General features: G+C 35.8%; 19 protein-coding genes, 1 tRNA gene and 2 pseudogenes. 14 read left to right on the top strand and 8 right to left on the bottom strand.

What is annotated here, in order from left to right:
- The 4 genes from ACY651_RS16365 to ACY651_RS16350 all read left to right on the top strand — a co-directional run.
- Positions 1–1,384: T9SS type A sorting domain-containing protein (locus tag ACY651_RS16365; RefSeq protein WP_462254568.1), on the top strand; the 1,384-nt coding region annotated here is incomplete at its 5' end.
- 84 nt (positions 1,385–1,468) lie between these two features.
- Complete coding sequence (locus tag ACY651_RS16360) at positions 1,469–2,890, top strand: alpha-L-fucosidase (RefSeq protein ID WP_462254567.1); 1,422 nt, start codon at positions 1,469–1,471, stop codon at positions 2,888–2,890.
- An 11-nt stretch (positions 2,891–2,901) separates the two neighbouring features.
- A complete protein-coding gene (locus ACY651_RS16355) occupies positions 2,902–5,034 on the top strand; it encodes an alpha-L-fucosidase (RefSeq protein WP_462254566.1) in 2,133 nt (710 codons plus the stop codon).
- A 37-nt stretch (positions 5,035–5,071) separates the two neighbouring features.
- On the top strand, positions 5,072–5,230 hold the full coding sequence (locus ACY651_RS16350; protein WP_462254565.1) for a hypothetical protein: 159 nt from the start codon (positions 5,072–5,074) through the stop codon (positions 5,228–5,230).
- 131 nt (positions 5,231–5,361) lie between these two features.
- On the opposite strand, the pseudogene ACY651_RS16345 reads toward ACY651_RS16350, so the two are convergent.
- Together ACY651_RS16345 and ACY651_RS16340 are read right to left on the bottom strand one after the other, a co-directional pair.
- Positions 5,362–6,156 (bottom strand): annotated as a pseudogene (locus tag ACY651_RS16345) (enoyl-CoA hydratase/isomerase family protein).
- Between the two features lie 375 nt (positions 6,157–6,531).
- Complete coding sequence (locus ACY651_RS16340) at positions 6,532–6,945, bottom strand: cobalamin B12-binding domain-containing protein (protein WP_462254564.1); 414 nt, start codon at positions 6,943–6,945, stop codon at positions 6,532–6,534.
- A 101-nt stretch (positions 6,946–7,046) separates the two neighbouring features.
- Here ACY651_RS16340 and ACY651_RS16335 point away from each other — a divergent pair, with 101 nt between their 5' ends.
- From ACY651_RS16335 to ACY651_RS16325, 3 genes are all read left to right on the top strand, one after another.
- Positions 7,047–8,195 carry an ABC transporter ATP-binding protein gene (locus ACY651_RS16335; RefSeq protein WP_462254563.1) on the top strand — a complete coding sequence of 383 codons (1,149 nt, stop codon included), beginning with the start codon at positions 7,047–7,049 and terminating at the stop codon, positions 8,193–8,195.
- 19 nt (positions 8,196–8,214) lie between these two features.
- The gene (locus ACY651_RS16330) at positions 8,215–9,741 is read left to right on the top strand and encodes a hypothetical protein (RefSeq protein ID WP_462254562.1); all 1,527 of its coding nucleotides are present in this window, start codon (positions 8,215–8,217) and stop codon (positions 9,739–9,741) included.
- A gap of 173 nt (positions 9,742–9,914) precedes the next feature.
- The gene (locus tag ACY651_RS16325; protein WP_462254561.1) at positions 9,915–10,907 is read left to right on the top strand and encodes an aldo/keto reductase; all 993 of its coding nucleotides are present in this window, start codon (positions 9,915–9,917) and stop codon (positions 10,905–10,907) included.
- Positions 10,908–10,911: 4 nt separating this feature from the next.
- Here the strand turns inward: ACY651_RS16325 and gltX are convergent, their stop codons facing one another.
- The 3 genes from gltX to ACY651_RS16310 all read right to left on the bottom strand — a co-directional run bounded on the left by gltX (position 10,912) and on the right by ACY651_RS16310 (position 14,415).
- Positions 10,912–12,435 (bottom strand): glutamate--tRNA ligase, encoded by a 1,524-nt coding sequence (gltX, locus tag ACY651_RS16320; protein WP_462254560.1) that lies wholly within the window; start codon positions 12,433–12,435, stop codon positions 10,912–10,914.
- 88 nt (positions 12,436–12,523) lie between these two features.
- Positions 12,524–13,378, bottom strand: coding sequence for a hypothetical protein (locus tag ACY651_RS16315; protein WP_462254559.1), 855 nt, complete (start codon positions 13,376–13,378; stop codon positions 12,524–12,526).
- Positions 13,379–13,557: 179 nt separating this feature from the next.
- Entirely contained in the window at positions 13,558–14,415 is an 858-nt protein-coding gene (locus ACY651_RS16310) for a hypothetical protein (RefSeq protein ID WP_462254558.1), read from the bottom strand.
- Positions 14,416–14,589: 174 nt separating this feature from the next.
- On the opposite strand from ACY651_RS16310, the gene ACY651_RS16305 reads away from it, so the two are divergent.
- Positions 14,590–15,285 (top strand): polysaccharide deacetylase family protein, encoded by a 696-nt coding sequence (locus ACY651_RS16305; protein WP_462254557.1) that lies wholly within the window; start codon positions 14,590–14,592, stop codon positions 15,283–15,285.
- A 146-nt stretch (positions 15,286–15,431) separates the two neighbouring features.
- On the opposite strand, the gene ACY651_RS16300 is transcribed toward ACY651_RS16305, so the two are convergent.
- Positions 15,432–16,331, bottom strand: coding sequence for a hypothetical protein (locus ACY651_RS16300; RefSeq protein ID WP_462254556.1), 900 nt, complete (start codon positions 16,329–16,331; stop codon positions 15,432–15,434).
- Positions 16,332–16,423: 92 nt separating this feature from the next.
- Between ACY651_RS16300 and ACY651_RS16295 the strand changes: the two genes are divergently transcribed.
- Both ACY651_RS16295 and ACY651_RS16290 read left to right on the top strand, forming a co-directional pair.
- On the top strand, positions 16,424–17,218 hold the full coding sequence (locus ACY651_RS16295; RefSeq protein ID WP_462254555.1) for a TatD family hydrolase: 795 nt from the start codon (positions 16,424–16,426) through the stop codon (positions 17,216–17,218).
- Positions 17,219–17,358: 140 nt separating this feature from the next.
- A tRNA-Ser gene (locus ACY651_RS16290) sits at positions 17,359–17,445 on the top strand.
- 60 nt (positions 17,446–17,505) lie between these two features.
- On the opposite strand, the gene ACY651_RS16285 is transcribed toward ACY651_RS16290, so the two are convergent.
- Positions 17,506–17,832 (bottom strand): hypothetical protein, encoded by a 327-nt coding sequence (locus ACY651_RS16285; protein ID WP_462254554.1) that lies wholly within the window; start codon positions 17,830–17,832, stop codon positions 17,506–17,508.
- Between the two features lie 158 nt (positions 17,833–17,990).
- Here ACY651_RS16285 and ACY651_RS16280 point away from each other — a divergent pair, with 158 nt between their 5' ends.
- Entirely contained in the window at positions 17,991–18,572 is a 582-nt protein-coding gene (locus tag ACY651_RS16280; protein WP_462254553.1) for a hypothetical protein, read from the top strand.
- Between the two features lie 5 nt (positions 18,573–18,577).
- On the opposite strand, the gene ACY651_RS16275 is transcribed toward ACY651_RS16280, so the two are convergent.
- Positions 18,578–19,978 carry a sigma-54-dependent transcriptional regulator gene (locus ACY651_RS16275; RefSeq protein ID WP_462254552.1) on the bottom strand — a complete coding sequence of 467 codons (1,401 nt, stop codon included), beginning with the start codon at positions 19,976–19,978 and terminating at the stop codon, positions 18,578–18,580.
- A 412-nt stretch (positions 19,979–20,390) separates the two neighbouring features.
- Between ACY651_RS16275 and ACY651_RS16270 the strand changes: the two genes are divergently transcribed.
- From ACY651_RS16270 to ACY651_RS16260, 3 genes and pseudogenes are all read left to right on the top strand, one after another.
- The gene (locus ACY651_RS16270) at positions 20,391–20,747 is read left to right on the top strand and encodes a response regulator (protein WP_462254551.1); all 357 of its coding nucleotides are present in this window, start codon (positions 20,391–20,393) and stop codon (positions 20,745–20,747) included.
- 160 nt (positions 20,748–20,907) lie between these two features.
- A complete protein-coding gene (locus ACY651_RS16265; protein ID WP_462221521.1) occupies positions 20,908–21,057 on the top strand; it encodes a lmo0937 family membrane protein in 150 nt (49 codons plus the stop codon).
- A 140-nt stretch (positions 21,058–21,197) separates the two neighbouring features.
- Positions 21,198–21,393, top strand: a pseudogene (locus tag ACY651_RS16260) (AI-2E family transporter); the annotation flags it as partial.

Raw genomic sequence — 21,393 nt, 5'->3', positions numbered from 1 at the left:
AAGTACAGATGGCGGACAAACTTTTTCAACCGTATTAACTGCAAGTACACCTAATGATGGTACAGAATCTTTAGTAATTCCTGTTGGCGCAACCACAACAGCAAGAATAAAAGTAGAAGCTGTTGGTAATGTTTTCTTCGACATCAGTAATACCAATTTTACCATTGGTGGTGCTATTGCCTGTGGCGATGCAACAGGGTTAACAGCATCTGCCATTGCCGATAATTCGGCAACTGTTAGCTGGAATGCAGTTGCAAATGCAGTTAGCTATGCGGTGGATTATAAATTAAATTCATCAGCTACCTGGATAAGTTTTTCAACAGCACAAACGGGTACTTCTGCAAATTTAACCGGGCTTACACAGGGTTCTTTATACGATTGGAGAGTGAGAACAACTTGTGCTTCAGGAAGCGGAAACTTTGCAGCAGCACAGTTTACAACAACTGCTCCCTTTGTTTGTAATGCACCGTCGGGTCTTGGAAGCTCTGCAATCACAAGTTCGAGTGCTACTGTTAGCTGGACGGCAGTTAGTGGTGCAGTAAGTTATGATGTGGATTATAAATTAGCCAGTTCCGGCACATGGATAAATTCAATTACGGGTACAACATCAATATCAAGAAGTATTACTGGATTAACAGCATCTTCTCTATACGATTGGAGAGTAAGAACAAATTGTTCTGCTGCCAGCAGCGCATACACTCAGTCACAGTTTACAACTGCGGCAGTAAGTACCTGCCCCGGCATTTATGATATAAGCACAAACGGTACAGCAAGTGGTGCAGCAACAATTCCATTCGATACAGATATTAAAGGTTTGATAAGCCCATCTGCCGATAACGATTATTACAAGTTTGTAATTACAACCGGCGGTACGGCTACCATTACACTTACTACTTTGCCACTTGATTATGATATTCGTTTATACAGCAGTAATGGTACAACACAGTTAGCCATTTCTCAAAACGGAGGAACAACCAGTGAGACTATTACACGTACCTACACAGCAGGTACTTATTATGTAAGAGTGTACGGATATCAGAATGCAAATAATGCAACCAACTGTTATACTTTAAAAGTACAGTTAGGTACAGCCAGCAGAGAGGCCGGAGCAGAAGTAATAACTTTTGCAGGTGATAAACTTTCTGTTTCGCCTAACCCGGTTGCTGCAACAGCTAATTTATCATTTAAAGCTGCTGTTAATGGCAACGCTACTGTAACAGTTGCCAACCAGGCGGGAGCCATAGTGCTTTCGAAACTGGTAACGGTAAATGCGGGAGCTAATATTGAAAAATTAGATGTAAGCAAACTGGCTGGTGGAATGTATTTTGTAAAAATACAAACTGGTGATAAGGTAGAAGTGGCCAGGATAGTTGTAGTGCAATAATTTTTGAATAAATAAAAGAATGCAAAAGGAGGCTGTATTATTACAGCCTCTTTTTATTTACATTTGATAACACAAAAGCTAAACATGAAGTATATTTCCATTAGTTTTTTTTATTTAATATTGTTGTGTAAAGTTAATGGGCAAACTAATTTACCCAAACCAACCAAGGCGCAATTGGCATGGCATAATATGGAGTTTTATTTGTTCATGCATTTTGGCCCCAACACATTTACCGATTTGGAATGGGGGCATGGTAATGAAAAAGAAGAAATTTTTAATCCGGCAAAATTAGATTGTGAACAATGGTGCCGTGTGGCAAAAGCATCTGGTGCAAAAGGCATCATCATCACTGCAAAACACCACGATGGGTTTTGTTTGTGGCCCAGTAAATTCAGCAAACATACGGTTAGAGAAAGTAAATGGAAAGATGGTAATGGCGATGTACTGAAAGATTTATCTGCAGCCTGTAAAAAATATGGATTAAATTTTGGCGTGTACATTTCTCCGTGGGACAGAAATCATCCTGATTATGGAACCGAAAAATACAACGATGTATTTGTAAAAATGATGACAGAAATTTTTACCAACTACGGCCCCATTTGGGAACTGTGGTGGGACGGCGCCAATGGCGAAGGCCCCAATGGAAAAAAACAAATCTACGATTGGGCAAGATTTAAAAAAACAGTTAGGCAACTTTCTCCAAATACTGTGATTTTTAGCGATGTTGGACCAGATATAAGATGGTGTGGCAATGAAAACGGTATTGCCGGCACTACCAACTGGAACACTTTAAACACCGATGGATTTGAACCAGGTTTGCTTGCGCCAACAACAGATACTTTAAATGCAGGAAATGTAAATGGTAAATACTGGATACCTGCAGAATGTGATGTTAGCATAAGACCCGGATGGTTTTATCATAAAGCAGAAGATGACAAAGTAAAAACACCGGAGCAATTATTTCAACTGTATTTAAAAAGTGTGGGCCGTGGGGCTAATTTATTATTGAATGTGCCTCCTGACGGAAATGGGTTGATTACAAAGTTTGATTCGGCGGCGTTGGTTGGGTTTATGAAATTGAGGGAGGAGAATTTTAAAAATAAATTTCAATTTGATGGTATTTCTTTTACAAAGAATAAAAGGTTTAAATACAGCAAAAAACTTTTTGACGATAACAATCAAACTTTTGTAAGGGTTAGGGGGAGTAAAGAAAATAGGATACGACTTTATTATAAAACGGGGGCTCAAATAAATTGTATTATTTTAAAAGAATTTATTAAAAAAGGACAAAAGATTAACAGTGTAAAAATAGAATATTTTGGTTGGGGTTCAGATGCAGGTATCAGGGAAGTGAAATCTTTTAGTACTATGGGTAGTAAGCGTATAATAACATTTCCGAGAATTAATGCAAAACATATTTATATTACGCTTACTAGTTTAAAGGCTGCTCCGGTAGTTAGTGAGGTTGAGGCCTATTTAATTGATGAAAATTTAATTGAAAAATAAATCTTGCTACAATGAAAAAATTGATTGCGGTATTACTATTTTTTTTCTCCATAAAAATAGCTGCACAAACTTACCAACCCACGTGGCAAAGTTTAGATAAGCGGCCAGTACCCAGCTGGTTTACCGATGCAAAATTTGGCATCTTTATTCATTGGGGCGTTTATGCTGTGCCGGGCTGGTGTACAAAAGGTAATTATGCAGAGTGGTACCAGCAGGGTTTACAGGGTAATGATACGGCAAGACAAAAATTTCATAAAGCAAAATTTGGCGACAGAACTTATTATGATTTGGCCAACGATTTTAAAGCCGAGTTATTTAACCCCGACGAATGGGCAAAAGTTTTTGAACAGAGTGGTGCAAAATATATTGTGCTTACTTCCAAACATCATGATGGATTTACTTTATGGCCAAACAAAGAAGCCAATAAAACATGGGGTTTTAAATGGAATGCCGTTGATGTGGGGCCGAAAAGAGATCTGCTGGGGGATCTTTTTAAAGCTGTGCGTAAAACTTCGGTGCATGCAGGCATGTATTATTCTTTGTACGAATGGTTTAATCCTTTGTGGAAAGCAGATAAAAATAAGTACGCTGCCGAACATGTATGGCCGCAGATGAAAGAACTGATCAATAATTACCAGCCCGATGTTTTTTGGACGGATGGGGATTGGGAAGCCAGTGATGAAGTATGGAGGAGTAAAGAATTTTTAACCTGGCTGTATAACGAAAGTGTGGTAAAAGATAAAGTTATTGTAAACGACCGCTGGGGTGCAGGATTACGTTTTAAACATGGAGGAATTTTTACACCCGAGTATCAACCCGATTTAGATTTTGAAGACCATGCATGGGAAGAAAGCCGTGGCATGGGGTTTAGCTATGGATATAACAGGGAAGAAGATGCCTGGGATTATAATTCTACCCAATCATTGGTATTGCAACTGATAGATAAAGTAAGCCGTGGCGGAAATTTTTTATTGGACATTGGTCCTGATGAACATGGAAAAATTCCACCCATAATGCAGGAGCGTTTATTGCAAATGGGGGAGTGGTTACAAATAAATGGCGAAGCAATTTATAATACTGCAAGATGGAAAACACATTCGCAATGGAGCGACGGCAACAGGGAATATAAAAACAGAAGTGGTGATATGCTGTTAAAAATTACAATTGATCCTGATCCCGGTTATGCAGTAAAAGAAATATTTTACACATATAATGCGGCAACAAATTCTTTGTATGCCATCTTTCCAAAATATCCCGATAATAAAAAATTAGTGTTGAAAGGTATAGATTTAACTGAAGGTAATAGCAAAGTTAGTTTTTTATCAACTAAAGACAAACTTTCGTGGAGTACAGATGAAGATAATACAATAGTAGAGTTACCTCAGTACAACCCCAATAAAATAAAAGCTCCTTACGCTTATGCAGTTAAAATAGAAAATTTTGGGAAGTTTGCAGCTAAGCCAAAAATTGAAACGGAATATAAAGTTGATGCAATGAAACCAACTGTAAGTTTAACAGCAAAGGAAGTTGAAGCTATAAGATATACAACTGATGGCACTGAGCCCAATCAAAATTCTACCTTATATACAAAACCATTTAAGATTGAAAAAACAACGGTAATTAATGCTAAGGCTTTTTTAGCCGGTGCATTACCCAGCGAAACTAACAGCCAGCAGGTAAAAGTTTTTGAGTGGATGAAACCTGTAAAAGTTAATAATCCAAAACCTTCAATAGCATACAATTATTATGAAGCAGATAAAGATATTAATTTAGTTAATCCATTTAAATCAACTCCTGTAAAATCAGGTTTTACACCAATAATTAATCTTGATAAAAAACAGCGTGCCGATAAATTTGCATTTGAATTTTATGGATTTATTAAAATTGAAAAGGATGGCATCTATACTTTTTTTACAGAATCGGATGATGGCAGCAAATTATTTATTGACGATATTGAAATTGTGAATAATGACGGTGAACATGGTGCAGAAGAAAAAAGTGGCAGGGCAGCTTTAAAAAAAGGCTTTCATAAAATAAAAGTTTTATATTTTGACAGCGGTGGCGGCAATGCTTTAAAAGTTTTGCTCCAAAAAGAAGGTGAGGGGAAGCTAGAATTATCCCTGTCATTGCTGTTTTCTGAATAAAGCAATTACAGACGAAGGAATAAAAGAATTAAAAAACTTGCAGCAAATTTATTTATACAAAACTGGAGTAACCGGCAGCGATTATTTTAATCTTAAAAAATTATTTACACAAACTGTTATTGATACCGGAGGTTATAAATTAGAAATGCTGGCAACGGACACGACTCTTGTAAAGCCTACTAAAGTAAAAAAATAATTTTATACCAATCGGATATTTAATCTACCTGGTAAAAAAATGTCAGGTTGAGCTTGTCGAAACCGGGTGCAAGAGTCAATCCGCCTTCGACAAGCTCAGGCTGACAGTGTATTTTCAATGTCAAATTGGTATTATTTTCCTGTAAAATTCGCTTTACGTTTTTCTAAAAATGCAGCAGTGCCTTCTTTCATATCATCAGTAACAAAGCAATCACCAAAAGCCAATACTTCTTTATCATAACCATTTTTACCATTGGTAAAAGAGCTGTCGCTAACTACTGCAATATTTACACACTCAATAATTTTACTTATAGCAACTGGCGCTTTACTCATTATTACATTTAAAATGTCTGCTGTTCTTAACAGTAAACTATCGGCGGTGGTAACATGATTTACTAAACCCAATTGTAATGCTTCTGCAGCATCAATTAAATGAGCCGTCATTTGCAGTTCCATACTTTTTCCTTTGCCCACCAGTTGTGTTAAACGTTGTGTGCCGCCATAACCGGGTATCAATCCCAGGTTAACTTCTGGTTGGCTAAACTTTGCATTTTCGCTGCACAATCTAAAATGGCAGGCCATCGCCAGTTCGCAGCCACCACCTTATGCAAAACCATTTACTGCAGCAACAATTGGTTTTTTACTGTTTTCAATTTTAAAAAAAACATCCTGTCCACGTTTGGCTAATGCCATTGCTTCGTCTTTATTTAATCCGCCAAACTCAGTAATATCTGCACCGGCAACAAATGCTTTTGGGCCTGCACCAGTTATGATGGCAGCTTTAATTGCAGCGGTATTATTTATTTCATCAACGGCTGCATCTAAATCTGTAAACACCTGTTTATTTAATGCATTTAATTTATCGGGGCGATTGATTGTGATAGTGAAGATGCCATTTTCTAAAGCTGTAAGCAGTGTTTGATACATGGGGAAAGTTTTCTCAAAAGTAAGGATAAAAAGAAAACTATTACCTGTTATACTGCTAAAGATAAACCTTAAGTGTATTTACAAAATAACAATGAGTATTGTAATGGCCAAAGCTAAAAAAAGAAACATAATTATGTCGGTTATGGTTTCTTTGTCTTTTTTTAATTTACCAAATCCTTTCATAAAGAGATTTTTATGCTTGAACGGTATAAAAATAAAATGAATGGGGCGGCCATTATAATCGTTTTTATTTAATGGCAGGTTTGGCCTATTAAATGGCAGTTAATGTAGTGTAGCTGTTTTGTATTCAACTATAAAAGCGGGGAGTAAGCAAATTGAAAAATTGATAAAGGATAAAAAAGTGCTGTAAACAAACTAAAAATTCCTGTTTACTTTCACCCACTCTTTTATATAATCGGCAATGTCAGTTGTGGTGGTGCCGGGTGCAAATAATTTTCCTACACCCATTTCATTTAATGCTTTCATATCATCTTCGGGTATAATGCCGCCGCCGGTTAATAATACATCGTTCATTTCTTTTTCTTTCATCAATGCAATTACTTTTGGAAAAACAGTGTTGTGTGCACCGCTCAAAATACTAATGCCTATCGCATCCACGTCTTCCTGCAATGCAGCATTAACCACCATTTCAGGCGTTTGCCGAAGGCCGGTGTAAATTACTTCCATGCCTGCATCACGTAATGCGGTGGCAATTACTTTTGCACCACGGTCGTGCCCGTCTAAACCTACTTTAGCAACTAAAACTCTTACAGGCCTGTCTTTTTTCATTGCAATAATTATTAAAGTTTTGTAAAAGTAAATCTATTCATCAAATATCTGCAATAGTTTCCTATTTTGCATAGTACTAATTTACCCTTCATTTTTATTTTATGAACCCATCTGCTGCTGGCGAAATTGGTGATTATTTAAAACATGGTGATTATTCTGTTGCTGTAAGGCGAACACTCGATTATTGTTTGGATACCGGCGACGATGCCTTAATTGAAAATGCTGTTAACTGGAGCAGGGAATATCATGTAAATGAAAATTCAAAATCTGCAAAACCCATTCCTGATAATTTTATCAGCGAAGCAGAAAGTATTTTGCAACAGGCATCAAAAATACAATCCGGCATCAGTTATCAAACAAAGCCATTAATAAGTGCCGAAAAAATTTCTAAAACTTACAGCGGTGGGGGCTTTAGTTTAAAGCCAATAAATGTTTCAGTAAATACCGGTAATGTTTTAGGTGTGGTGGGAGAAAATGGAAATGGTAAAACAACATTGCTGCGTTGCCTTGCCGGGCAACTGGCTTTGGATAATGGCGAAATAAAGTATCATCTTTTGCAAAAGCCGGATGCTTATGCGGTAAAAAATCACATTGCATTTATTCCGCAGCGTATTCCAAAATGGTATGGTTTATTAAAAGATAATTTACATTTCAGTGCTTCAATTGCCGGTGTGTATGGGGAGAAAAATAATTTGATGGTGAACTTTATGCTGGAGCGTTTAAACCTCAGCAGCTATGCACACCTTACCTGGAACCAGATAAGCAGCGGCTACCGCACACGGTTTGAAATTGCAAGAATATTATTACAAAAACCAAGGCTGTTAATTTTAGATGAACCATTGGCCAATCTGGATATTAATGCACAGCAAACTATTTTAACCGATTTAATTTTTATGGCTAAGGGTGCTCATAATCCCATGGGTATTATTCTCAGCTCACAACAATTACATGAAGTGGAAAAAGTTGCAGACACCGTTATTTTTATTAAGCAGGGCAATTGTTTATACAGCAGTAACGACAGGGCAGAAAAAATTACCAGCAATGCAGTTGAGTTTGAAACTGCAGCCGGCAGAGAAAGTATTATTGAATTATTTGGTGCAGAAAATATAGAGCTGCAGTTTAACGGCGGTTTTTATACCATTATTTCAACTGCATTATCGGCACAGGAAATAATTGGTAAAATGATAGCCGCACAAATTGCCATTACTTATTTCAGGGATATTACTTACAGTACCAAACGTTTTTTTTAAACACTGCAACTTTACTTACATGAATAAAAGGCCCTTAGTTCCATCTTTTTTACAAAGGTTAGATGATAGATTATTACGCAATAGACCAAATACCTGGGCGGCACGTACGCATTTGGTTATTTGGTTTGCTGTTTTATTTGCGCTGGCTTTAACTGCATTTTGTTATTTAGCTTTTTTTGATGCCAAGCAATACAGCAGCACCGGTAGCTGGACAACATTTGTTGGCCTTATTGCTTTTATTGGATTTGTTTTTTGGCTGATTTTTTTATTGCGCTTTAATGTTTTTAAACGCTATGGCAACTGGTTTATGTGGGATGGCTTAAAAAGTTTTGGTTTATATTTTTTAAGTATTGGTGCAATGGTAGCACTTTGTTTTATTCCATCGGCAGTAGAAACTTACAGGGCCAACCAGCAATTTGGTAACGATGAAATTGTAAATGATATTAATGAAATAAATACCAATGCCTGCAAACTAGAATATAATTTATTGCCACTGCAATGGACAGCAGATACATTTGATATTATTAAAAGACCGGTTACCGTTACTACATACACCGAAGAAGAAATGGTAACTGCTGATACACTGGTAACTGCAGTTATTGAACAGGCAAGTATTGAACCGGTTCAAAATTATGTACGTCCACACTCTGTAATGGATACAGGTGAACTGAGAAGAAAAATTGCAGAAACAGACAGCCTGGTAAAAATAAACGACTCTTTATATGTATTTTTTAAATGCCCCGATTACCAGTTTGTAAGTTCTTATAATGCTGATGGACATGCAACAAAAAAAATATTAAGATCTGCTGATATTTATTATGCTGTAGTAAAAAATTATCAGAAGCCAAACAACAGGCCTGCCTTACTTACCAGGATGGATGAATTAAAAGCAAAGTATGCAGCTAACAGCCGCTATTCTTCCTATATAGATTTTGATGTTACTTACGATATTAACGATGACTACCAAAAGAAAATAAAAAAGAAGTACAGCTTAAACCATATAGGTTATGGTATTGATAATGCAGTAGAAAAAAAGTATGCCTGGATAGACAACTGGCATGTTTATCTACGTTTTTTTTATTACATCACTTTACTGGCTACATTATTAGTATTTATTTTCAGGCACAGCACTGTTAAAACATTTTTTCTTTCGGTATTAACAGCAGTATTATTGATGATAATTACCGGGCTTTTAATGGTAATGAGTAATGGTAACGAAACTTCTGTTTTATCTTTTATGATTGTGTATTATATAGTTTTTGCCATCATTGCATTGTCGATTTTTGCTGCTAAAGTGCGTAATGCTATACAGGGTATTTCTTTAAATTTATTTTTATTTGCAACACCTTTTATTCCTTTAATTTTTGTTGCGCTAAACGAAGCTATAAAGCAAAAGCAATCTTATATTATTAGAACACAGGAGGTTGATAACAGTGCTTTGTACTTTTTAATTGCAGAAATTGCCGGCAGTGTTATTTTATTAGTTTTATTGGAACCTTTGTTTAGAAAATTATACCGCAAATGGTATGCAGCACCGGAAAATTAATTCTTAAATAATACCAATTAGTAGACATTGAAAGAATACTGTCAGCCTGAGCCTGTCGAAGGCGGGTTGACTATAGCACCGGTTTCGACAGGCTCAACCTGACATTTTTTTTAATCATACAAATTCAATGTATAGTTGTTATAATAAATTTTATTCTTTAAACTTTAGCAGCGATGCAATACAGAAAATTTGGCAATACAGATTTAACCGTTAGTGAAATTGGTTTTGGCGCATGGGCCATTGGCGGCAATGCCATGGTAGGCAACACTGCAATCGGATGGGGCAAGGCAGATGATGCGGTATCTGTTACAGCTATACACAAGGCGTTAGACCGTGGTATTAATTTTTTTGATACTGCCGATTTTTATGGCCTTGGACATTCAGAAAATTTACTGGGTAAAAAACTTTCTAAAAATAAAGAAATTATTATGGCCACAAAAGTGGGCCATAGAAATGTTAATGAAACCATACAATTAGATTACAGTAAAGAGTATATTATTGAAGCCTGCGAAGCCAGCTTAAAAAAATTGCAGAGAGATACAATAGATTATTACCAGCTGCACAGTTCCCGTATGCAGCATTTTGAAAAAGAAAAATGTGTAGAAGCAATGGAAATTTTAAAGCAGCAGGGAAAAATAAGATACTGGGGTTTATCATTAAATACTTTTCATCCTGAGCCCGAAGCTAATTATTTAATGGATAATAAAATGGGGCATGGATTTCAGTTAGTGTATAACATCATTAATCAACGAGCATTACCAACAGTAAAAACAGCAGCCAAAAACGGTTATGGTGTAATTGCACGTATGCCTTTGCAATTTGGTTTATTGACCGGAAAATTTTCTGCTGAAACAAATTTTACTGCAGATGATCACCGCAGTTTTCGTTTTAATGAAGAAATTTTAAACACCTCTTTAAAAATTTTAGACAAAAAAATATGGCCGCTTTGTAATAAATATAATATCAGCAAAACTTCACTTGCACTGAGTTATATTTTAAGTTATGATGAAGTCAGTACCGTTATCCCCGGCATTCGTACACCACAACATGCAATTGATAATACCACAGGTATTACCAAATTAGCAGCAGAAGATATGAAGCTGATAGAAGATGTTTTTACAAATGACTTTGCGGCTGTTGTAAACTTAATGGAAAAACAGGGTTGATGAGTTAAAAAACTTTTAACGCATTTTCAATCCGCTTAATGGTTTCTGCTTTACCAATATTTTCTGCAATAACAAAAACCGGGGGGCCAAATTTCCCACCCACCAGCATAACCCGTAAAGGCATTTGCAATTCGCCGGGTTTAATATTTTTTTCTGTTGCAAGATTTTTAAATACATCTTCAATTGCTTCCAATCCCCAATTTTCAATTGCTGATAATTTATTTATAAATTCCAAAAAGAAATTTTTCTTTTCTTCGTTCCACTTTGGTTTTACAGCATCAACATCTAATATTTCAGGTGTTACAAAAAAGTAGCTGGCCTGATCATAAAAATCAGTTAGAAAAGTACAACGGTCTTTTACCAAACCAATTATTTTTTCAAGTTTTTCAGTATCGCTGATATCAATTTTACTATCTTGAATTAAAGGCTCAATCCTAAATCTAAAATCTGAAATCGGCAATCCTTTAATCCATTCATGGTTAAACCATTTTGCTTTTTCATAATCAAATTTTGCACCGCCGCTGTGCACACGGTCAATACTAAACTTTTCAATTAATTCTTCTTTAGTAAATAATTCCTGCTCTGTGCCTGCATTCCAGCCGAGTAATGCCAGCAGGTTTATAAAAGCTTCGGGTAAAAATCCTTTTTCTTTAAATCCTTCAGTCAATTCATTTGTTTTATTATCAAGCCAGTTCATCGCAAAAACCGGGAAGCCATATTTAGCGCCATCTCTCTTACTTAATTTTCCACTTGGCCCCAATATCAATGGCAGGTGAGCCCACTCCGGCATTTTATCTGCACCAAATAAATATTTCCAAAGCAATACATGCACCGGTGCACTCGGCAACCATTCTTCTCCTCTAAAAGCATGAGTAATTTCCATTAAATAATCATCCACTACCACAGCTAAATGGTAAGTGGGCATGCCATCTGCTTTCAACAAAACTTTATCATCTACCAAACTGGTTTCATTTTTTATTTCGCCACGTATCATATCGGTAAAAGAAATTATTTCATTTTCCGGCATTTTAATTCTTACAACATGCCTTGTACCTTTTGCTATTAAATTGTTTACTTCATCTTCATTTAACGTTAATGAATTTTTCATCTTCATCCGTAAATGATGATCGTATTGCGGCGAAGGATTTTCTGCTGTCTTAAAATCGTTACGCATTTTTTCTAATTCTTCCGGCGTATCAAATGCATAGTATGCATGACCATCTTTAATTAATTTATCAGCATACTGCTGGTAAATGCCTAGCTCTTTTCTTTCACTCTGGCGGTATGGCCCGTATTCGCCACCATGTAACGGGCTTTCATCTGGTTCAATACCACACCATTTAAGGCAATCAAAAATATATTGCTCAGCACCTTCTACAAATCTTGCCTGGTCGGTATCTTCAATACGTACAATAAAATCGCCGCCTTTATTTTTTGCAAATAAATAATTGTACAGAACGGTGCGTACGCCACCTAAATGTAATCCGCCGGTGGGGCTGGGGGCAAATCTTACTCTTACTTTACTCATAAATGCAAAGATAAGTGAGCAAAATATAGCGACATAAAAAAAGCTGCCTCAAATAAATGAAGCAGCTTAATAACAAGTAAAATATTTTTTATCTTAAAATAATAGTCCGTGCAGTTCTGCCGTCAATCGATATAGTGGCTAATTTATCGCAGGTACCATTACCAAAATCAATTAGTGCATAATGATTGGCCCCTTCAATTTTTAAAATACCCTGATCAATATTATTGCAGTTTGTTTTCTTTTGTAAAGCTGTTTGCGTTGTTCCTGTTCTTGATTTACCTGCTGCATTAGTTACTGTTCTTGTACCAGAAAGTAAAAATATATCGTCGGTAATATCTAAAGGGGTGCTTACACCTGCAGTTTGTGTAATATCTATGTTTGAGGTATGCAACCAGTATTTACCATCTGGTGCTGTAATTTTTCCATCAGTTACTTTTCTGTTCCAGCTTCGTGTGCCGGAGCCGGTTGGTGTGGTATTTGTCCAGGTAATAATGCCTTCTTTTTTAAAACTGTTTACATAATAATTATCAAAAGTAACAGTAGCTACGCTGCCAGTTTTGCGTAAAGAATCGGTTAACACAACATTGATAATGCCTTTGCGAAATATGCCGTTGGGGCTGGTGCAACCTGTACCAAAATCTATCTTAATATTTTTTGCAGGAAAATTTCCACTTACAGTAACAATAACGCATGGCGGCAGCCAGTTGTTGGTGGTAGTGGTGCTGCCCGATGGTGTGCTGCCAAGCAAATTATTTCTTGCAGCGGCTTCTTCCATTACATCACCGGCATCTTGCGTAAGGTTATCTGCAACGGCCTGATCGCCGCTTAACTCAAATGTAGTTTCAATTTCTTCAGTAGCGGTTTCATTATTTTTTTTACAAGAAGTAAAGGCAACAACAAAAGCTAACAGTAAAAATGCGGATAAAAAGTGTTTTGTTTTCATAAAATGTATAAAGGTTTTGTTTAGGATTATCTGACCAGCGCAGGCTAAAAAAGTTTAATTAGTAATAAAAATATTTTTTAAAAGATGGGTTATAAAATTGTCATTATTCTGAAAACCTAAGCAAAAAACCGCCCCGGCTTTTACGCAAGAACGGTTTTGAAATATCAATCACAAAAATTTTATCGTAACACAATTGTTCTCGGTTCTTGCCCGTCAATTGAAATGGTGGCCAGTTTATCGCAATCGCCATCGCCAAAATTAATAAGTGCATTATGGGCAGCGCCCTGTACTTTTAATTTTCCGGTTCCAATATTATCGCAGGTAGATTTTTTTTGCAGTGCCTCAGTAATAAAACAATCTCTTGTTTTACCTGTTGCATTGGTTATGGTATAATTGCCGGTAATTAAAAATATATCATCTAATAAAGTGTTAGGTGTGGCAGTACCTGCAATTTGCACAACATCTCTTACACCGTTGTGCAACCAGTATCTTCCATTAGGGGCAGTCACTCTTCCGTTTTCAACTTTCCGTTGCCAGCTTTTAGTAATTGCAGTGCTGGTATTTTTCCATGTTACAGTGCCTTCTTTTTTAAAATTATTTACTGCATAATTGCTGAAAGTAATAATTGCCTGGCTGCCTGTTTTTCTTACAGAATCCGAAAGCGTAATATTAATTTTTCCTTTACGTGTAATATTATTGGTTGAGGTGCAGCCAGTCGTTCCAAAATCTATAACAATTGTTTTTGGAAAACCAGTTGCCGGTGTTACAGTTACTGCGGCGCAGGTTAATGTGTTTGACGTAATAACAGGAAGCGATCCAAAATTACTGCCCAACAAATTTCTGTTAGCGGCAGCTTCCATAAAAATATTATTAGCATCTTCGGTAAGGTTATCGGCGACAGCCTGGTTGCCACTTAATTCAAAAGTGGTTTCATCTTCTGCAGAAGTAGTTGAAAATGTATTTTCTTTTGTGCAGGATAGTAAACTTGTAGAAAGTAGAGTAACAGCAAATGCGGTTAAAAGTCTATTTGTTTTCATAGGTGGTTTTTAAACAAACCCTTTGTGGGTTTCAATTGTACGGATTTTTATAACTGGACTTATCTTATTTATAACGACAGTAAACATTAATTATTGTGCAAAAACGAGGCTAAATTATCTGCAAATACCCCTGTATTTTGCCATATTTTCAGTGTAAATTTGGTTTGATTTTTTATGAACATAATTGCCCCCCATTTTTGGAGAGAGTCCAAAGCAAAATTTTTTAAAAAAGATTTATTCTTTATCACCACGCCATGGTGGTTACGTAAACTTTTTCCGGGATGTGTATGGGATATTAAAACCAACGAAAAAATAATTTATCTCAGTTTTGATGACGGCCCTCACCCCACTATTACACCTTTTGTATTGGAGGCTTTAAAAAAGTATAACGCCAAAGCCACTTTTTTTTGCATTGGAGAAAATGTAAAAAAATATCCTGAAATATATCAACAGGTTATTGATGAAGGCCACGCAATTGGCAACCACACCATGCATCATATTAATGGCTGGAAAAATACTGATAATGATTATTTGAATGATATAGCCACTGCCGGTAAGTACATTAACTCCAATTTATTCAGGCCTCCTTATGGCAGGATAAAAAAATCGCAGATAGCTAAGTTGCAAACTGCAAGCCCTAAACTTAAAACTATAATGTGGTCGGTTTTGGCAGGAGATTGGGTTAGTACATTAACGCCTGAAAAATGTTTTGAGCAGGTAAAAGCCAATATTAGTCCGGGTTGCATTGTTGTTTTTCATGATAGTGATAAAGCGAATGAAAGAATGAGCTTTGCCATACCAAAACTGCTGGAACACTTTTATAAAATTGGTTATACGTTTAATAAAATTGGGGTAAAAACGGGGGAATGAGCCATTATTTTGGGGCTAAAATTACCAGAAGTTCTTTAAAAAAAATTGGGCCTGGGTAGAAACCCTGGCCCGTTTTTAATCCGTACCCTATGAAAACTAGGATAAATGTACAACCTTGTTTTCACAAAAGCAATATTTTTTTTTATTTATAATTTTATCGGGTGCGGAACGCCATTAATATAGATGATCGCATCATCATCACAATCGCCATTACCGAAGTCCAGCAAGGCTTCCCGGCCATCTCGTACTATGCGTACAGTTCCTTTTACAATCCAGCGGCAGGTAAACTTTTTTATTAAAGGGTCAACAATTGCAGAGGCCCAGGTGTGGCCAAACGAATTTGAACCTCTTGCGCCACCCTCAATTTTATAAATATCATCTAAAGGAAAATTAGGTGTACCGTTACCGGCAATTTGTAAAATATCTTTAGTGCTGTTCCATTTGCGCCAGTTGCCGTTATTGGTGTTGGTTATTTTACCATCAATAACGGTAACCTTTAACCCCTGCATGTTGGATGTGCTGGTGTTTTTAGTAATATGGGTACCCTCAATTTTAAAACTATCAACATGGTACCCAACAAATGTAGTACTCACAATTGCGCCAGGTACCAGCAATCTTTTCGTATAAATAGATACAATTTTCCCTTTACGGTACTTGCCATCTCGGCCAAGGCAGCCATTACCAAAATCGATAGTAACAGTTTTTGGAAATAGGCCAGGCTGTTGTGGTACTACTGTTACAGTAAAACATCTTTGTGTACTGGGCGAAAGTCTTACTCCCGGATCTGCTAATACAGATACGTTGGCATCAAAACCCAAATCTTCGCCTGCATCTTCTGAACTTATACTTGCAGTAATGTTAAACACATCCTCAAATTGTTCCTCTGTTTGGGCTTCTTCAGTGGTTGCATTAATTGTTGCGGCTACTTCTGCAGGCGAATCTTCTGTAGTATTTACGGCACTGTTTTCTTTTTTACAGCTGGTAAATAGCAGTGCACCCAGTAATACAAAAGCCGGGAGCAACCTGGTTAGGTTAATTGTTTTCATAAAAATAATTTTTTAAATAATGGTGAATAATAAATACTTTTTTAAGACAACGGTTGCATAACATAGTTTAAAGCCCTGTTAATTTTTTTTTAATGACTTTTGTATTTTTAAAACCAATTATGATTTTTACAGATACCCATTGCCATCTTTATTCTAACGAATTTGCTGCGGATATTGATGAGGTAATAAAGAGAGCGGTAATTGAAGGCACCGATAGATTTTATTTGCCGGCAATAGACAGTACAACGCATGGTCAAATGATTATGCTGGAAGAAAATTATCCCGGTAAATGTATTGCTATGATGGGATTGCACCCCTGCTCGGTAAAAGAAAATTATTTAGATGAACTGCACATAGTTGAAGACTGGCTTGCTAAAAGAGAGTTTGCAGCAGTAGGAGAGATTGGGCTTGATTTTTACTGGCATAAAACATTTACTGAACAACAGTATGATGCATTTAGAAAACAAATTGAATTATCGCTGCAATACAAATTGCCCATTGTAATTCATACCCGTAATGCAATCCCCGAAACAATTACGCTGGTAAAAGAATATGCATCAAAAGGCATTACTGGAATTTTTCATTGCTTTAGCGGTACTTATGAAGAAGCGGTTAAAATTACCGACATGGGATTTTATTTAGGCATTGGCGGAGTAATAACTTATAAAAATGCAGGGCTTGCCGAAGTAATTGAAAAAATTGATACTAAACATTTAGTTATTGAAACCGATGCACCGTATTTAACACCCGTGCCTTTCAGGGGGAAAAGAAATGAAAGCAGTTATTTAAAGTATATAATTGAAAAATTAGCGCAGGTAAAAAATATGCCTGTTGAGGAGATAGCAGCAGTTACCACAGCCAATGCCCAAAAAATATTCGGCGTATAAGGATTGATGCTGTATTTTTGCCCTCCTTTAAAAAAGGAGAGTTGCTTTAAAATAATGGAGACGTGTCCGAGTGGCTGAAGGAGTCCCGATTCTTCGGGAGAAAGTGTGATAGGGAAACATCTTATATAAAAATAAATAATGGAGACGTGTCCGAGTGGCTGAAGGAGCACGCCTGGAAAGTGTGTATAGGGGAAACTCTATCGAGAGTTCGAATCTCTCCGTCTCCGCATGAAAAAAGAAAAACCTTCATGATAGGAAGGTTTTTTACTGTGCTGTCTTTATCATTGCTATTTAAAAATTTCCTGCTCTTCTCTCTCTGCAACCGGAATTTTTCTAACAAAATCATCATACCAACCTTCTTCATGATTACTGTAGGCACCATAAGCATCAATACTGTAACCTGTTAATCCATCATTAGCTTCTATTAAATACAAAATGGTGTTATCTGAAGGGTCGCTGTCTCCTTCAAAGCGAAAGGTTTTAATTATTTTAAGATCATCAGGCTGGTATAATTTTTCTGAAGGACTTTTAAACCCTTCTTCAGAAATAATAAATTCATTGTCCTGTTTTCTAATACGCAGTTGTTCTAAAACGCCGCTTAATGTAGTCATCATAATAAAATATTTAATTAAAAAATATTGCTAAACAACATGCCCCAATTGCATGCCAAAAAAGGTGAAATTAAAATCTTCCATTTTTGCAGCAGTATTATTGGCATGATTTTGTAAATATTTATTGTACAATGAGTATATAAAAACTAAAATTTATTTTTATGTCAATTAATCTTTTAGAAACTGTTCAGCAAAATTTAGGCTATCCTGCACTGCAAAAGATAGATCCCAATACACAGCAGGTAGTTGTTGATGATAAAACACCCGCAGAAGATAAATTTAGTCAGGCTGCCATACCTGCGGTGCTTACCGCTTTGTATAGATATGTACAAGCAGACGAGGGTGCCACAGCATTTTTACGGGGCAATAATTCCACAAACTGGGTGAGTGAAATTTTTGATGATAATAAAAAGGAAGTGGTACAAACAATTTCGGCTTACGCAAAACAATCCAATGCAGACCCGGTTGAAAAAATTAATGCAATAGCAACCGAAACTGCAAAAGTGGTAAAAGAAAATTTACCAGAAGGTGCCGGAGTAAAGGAAGTAAAAGTTTTTTTCAGTAATCAAAAAAATAATATTTTATTGTATTTGCCTGCGGCATTAAATATGGGTGATTTACTGCATGATGCTGCATTGGATGACAATACGAATAAAATGGAAGGCCCAATATCGAGTTTAATGCAAAGTATTGGTAATGCTTTTTCCAAGCCTGTTACCGAAGAAGAAGTTAAAAAGCCATAGTTAACTTACAGCTGTGCGTCTTCGTAACCTTTAATTTTATTGTATAAAGTTTTGCGGTCTATCTTAAGTATTTCTGCAGCTTTGGTTTTATTAAAATTTACTTCTTTTAAAACATGCATAATAGTTTCATACTCGGCTTTTGAAGCGGAATCTTTTAGATCAAGCGAAATTTTTTGCGGTTCGGCAGCAGCAGTGGCTGATGTTGTTTGATTTGAACTGCTGTTACTTATTTCGTGCGGTAACGAAGCAGCTGTTATGCGGCCACTGCCTGTTAGTAATGTACACCTTCTTATTACATTTCTAAATTCTCTTAAATTACCGGGCCAGTTGTATTTAATAAACATATCCAGTACTTCATTATCAAATCCATCTATTTTTTTATTTAATTCAGCCATTGTTTTGCTTAAAAAGAAATCAGCAAATAACGGTATGTCATTCTTCCTGTTTCTTAATGGAGGCAGGCTTATAGAAAATTCATTAAAACGATGGTAAAGATCTTCTCTGAATTTTCCCCTGCGGTATGCCTCCTGTAAATTTTCGTTAGATGCTACAATAACCCTTACATCTACATCAATTTCTTTATTGCCACCCACCCTTTTAAATTTTCTTTCCTGTATAACTCTTAAAAGCGATGCCTGAATTTCAGGCGATAAATTTACTACCTCATCTAAAAATAACGTACCACCATTGGCCAATTCAAAATGGCCTTCTTTATCTGCAAGTGCACCGGTAAAAGATCCTTTCATATGACCAAATAACTCGCTGCCTGCAAGTTCTTTTGATAAGGTGCCGCAGTCCATTGCAATAAAAGGTTTACCTTTTCTGTTGCTTCTTTCATGTATTGTTTTTGCTATTACTTCTTTGCCCGTACCACTTTCGCCATACAATATAATGCTGAAATTTGTGGGTGCTACCAGGTCAATTTGTTTGTATAAATCTTTTGTGGTTGCATCCTGCCCTTCTAAAAATTCCTGTGCAGAGTTAAATGATGCACTAACAGTTTTATTTTCTTTAAAAGTTGTTACGGAAGTTTCAGTATTAGGCTGATTAAGTGCTTTGCTTAAAACATTTAATACCTCATCGGGTATCAATGGTTTGGTAATATAATCGTATGCGCCTGCTTTAATTACATCTACTGCAGTTTTTATATCACTGTACCCGGTAATAATTAAAACAATGGTAGCAGGGTTATGTTGTTTTATTTCTATTAAAATATCTTTTCCGTCTTTTTTATCCCCAAGCCTGTAATCACATAAAACAATGTCAAAAAAACTGGCCATAAATTTTTCAATGCCTTTATTACCCGAATGTGCGGTATCAACTTCGTATCCGTTTTTTGAAAGAAACCTGCTTAGCAGTGTACACATATCTGCATCGTCATCAATTATTAAAATCCTTTTTTTCATGCAATTTATTTTTATAAAGATACAAATAGTTATTAAGGCATTGTTTAAAAGAAACTGGTGATAAAAAAACAGGTTTACAAATTTGGAATTACCACATTGTAAACCCGTTTGTTTCCAAAACCAAAACCTGAACTTTTTATATTATTAACTGCTATTACCCGTTATAATGAAAAAAACCTGCCAAATTATAATTAACTCTTTTTTGTATAATGCAGTACTATAATATTAAAAATTGCTTAAAAAATTCCACACCTGGGGAAAATCATCTACTATAATATTACTAATGATGGCAGGCGAAGCAAATTTCATCTAAATAATTTTTAATTATAACTGGCAAAAAAATTGCAACCTTTACTGTAACGTAAACAAGTAAATTGTATATTTATATGATACAAGCTGCTATAAATTTATTATGGTGAAGGCATTAATTATAGATGACGAGATAGATATTTGCTACTTATTAAGTGGAATACTACGCAATAAAAACATACACTCTAATTATGTCAATTCAATTGACGAAGCCAGGCTTGCGTTAAAAATAAACTCCCCACAAATTGTATTTTTAGATAATCACCTTCCCGATGGCATGGGGGTTAATTTTATTACAGATATAAAAAAAAATAACCCTGGTACAAAAGTAGTAATGATCACAGCTTACGACACGCCTGTGGACAGACGAAAGGCGCTTGCAGAAGGGGCCGATTTTTTTATTGCAAAACCATTCTCCCGTGATACTATTTTTCAAACTGTAGAACAGCTTGGTCACTAGAATTTTTCCCCCTTTTGTAGAATTTTTTCCCGATTAACGTTATTAAAGAGTTGTATCTATATTCTAAAAGTAGTTTTACAGCTTGTTTTTTTATTTTAAAACTTTGGCAAAGTTTTTTAATACAATAAGTATTCTATTCATTAACACTTAAATTTTTTTTATGGGAAATCTATTGTACATCATTGCTGTAATTTTAGTTATTGCCTGGGCTATCGGCTTTTTAGGTTATCATGCCGGGGGCATCATCCATATTTTATTAGTAATAGCAGTAGTTGCCGTATTATTAAAAGTAATAAGGGGGAATGCTTAATTGCGGCTTTCGTTTTTTATTTAATTGCTATGCTGCATAAACAGTTTTTTGTTTAACCAGAAAGCGGTAATAATTTTTTATAAAGCATGGTTATAAATAAATCAAATCCATTTTATGTAAGGCTAACATTAATTTTATTAATGTTAGCCTTAATTGGTTTTATAATATTTGTGGGGCAGGATATTATTGTTCCCCTGGCTTTTGCTATTCTGCTGGCAGTTTTATTATTACCTTTTAATAATTATTTAGTAAGAAAGGGAGTGTCAAGGGTTTTTGCCATAATTTTTTCGTTAACACTTTTTATTATTGTTTCAAGCGGCATCATTTATTTTCTTT

The organism is Ferruginibacter sp., assembly GCF_031391665.1.
Lineage (GTDB): Bacteria > Bacteroidota > Bacteroidia > Chitinophagales > Chitinophagaceae > Ferruginibacter.
This window is presented reverse-complemented; position numbering and strand designations above follow the sequence as displayed.

What these genes read in the sequence shown, in the direction of transcription:
- ACY651_RS16360 (WP_462254567.1), top strand. Translation starts at nt 1,469, where the DNA reads ATGAAGTATATTTCCATTAGTTTTTTTTATTTAATATTGTTGTGTAAA.
- ACY651_RS16355 (WP_462254566.1), top strand. Translation starts at nt 2,902, where the DNA reads ATGAAAAAATTGATTGCGGTATTACTATTTTTTTTCTCCATAAAAATA.
- ACY651_RS16340 (WP_462254564.1), bottom strand. Translation starts at nt 6,945, where the DNA reads ATGAAAAAAGACAGGCCTGTAAGAGTTTTAGTTGCTAAAGTAGGTTTA.
- ACY651_RS16335 (WP_462254563.1), top strand. Translation starts at nt 7,047, where the DNA reads ATGAACCCATCTGCTGCTGGCGAAATTGGTGATTATTTAAAACATGGT.
- ACY651_RS16330 (WP_462254562.1), top strand. Translation starts at nt 8,215, where the DNA reads ATGAATAAAAGGCCCTTAGTTCCATCTTTTTTACAAAGGTTAGATGAT.
- ACY651_RS16325 (WP_462254561.1), top strand. Translation starts at nt 9,915, where the DNA reads ATGCAATACAGAAAATTTGGCAATACAGATTTAACCGTTAGTGAAATT.
- gltX (WP_462254560.1), bottom strand. Translation starts at nt 12,435, where the DNA reads ATGAGTAAAGTAAGAGTAAGATTTGCCCCCAGCCCCACCGGCGGATTA.
- ACY651_RS16315 (WP_462254559.1), bottom strand. Translation starts at nt 13,378, where the DNA reads ATGAAAACAAAACACTTTTTATCCGCATTTTTACTGTTAGCTTTTGTT.
- ACY651_RS16310 (WP_462254558.1), bottom strand. Translation starts at nt 14,415, where the DNA reads ATGAAAACAAATAGACTTTTAACCGCATTTGCTGTTACTCTACTTTCT.
- ACY651_RS16305 (WP_462254557.1), top strand. Translation starts at nt 14,590, where the DNA reads ATGAACATAATTGCCCCCCATTTTTGGAGAGAGTCCAAAGCAAAATTT.
- ACY651_RS16300 (WP_462254556.1), bottom strand. Translation starts at nt 16,331, where the DNA reads ATGAAAACAATTAACCTAACCAGGTTGCTCCCGGCTTTTGTATTACTG.
- ACY651_RS16295 (WP_462254555.1), top strand. Translation starts at nt 16,424, where the DNA reads ATGACTTTTGTATTTTTAAAACCAATTATGATTTTTACAGATACCCAT.
- ACY651_RS16285 (WP_462254554.1), bottom strand. Translation starts at nt 17,832, where the DNA reads ATGATGACTACATTAAGCGGCGTTTTAGAACAACTGCGTATTAGAAAA.
- ACY651_RS16280 (WP_462254553.1), top strand. Translation starts at nt 17,991, where the DNA reads ATGTCAATTAATCTTTTAGAAACTGTTCAGCAAAATTTAGGCTATCCT.
- ACY651_RS16275 (WP_462254552.1), bottom strand. Translation starts at nt 19,978, where the DNA reads ATGAAAAAAAGGATTTTAATAATTGATGACGATGCAGATATGTGTACA.
- ACY651_RS16270 (WP_462254551.1), top strand. Translation starts at nt 20,391, where the DNA reads ATGGTGAAGGCATTAATTATAGATGACGAGATAGATATTTGCTACTTA.
- ACY651_RS16265 (WP_462221521.1), top strand. Translation starts at nt 20,908, where the DNA reads ATGGGAAATCTATTGTACATCATTGCTGTAATTTTAGTTATTGCCTGG.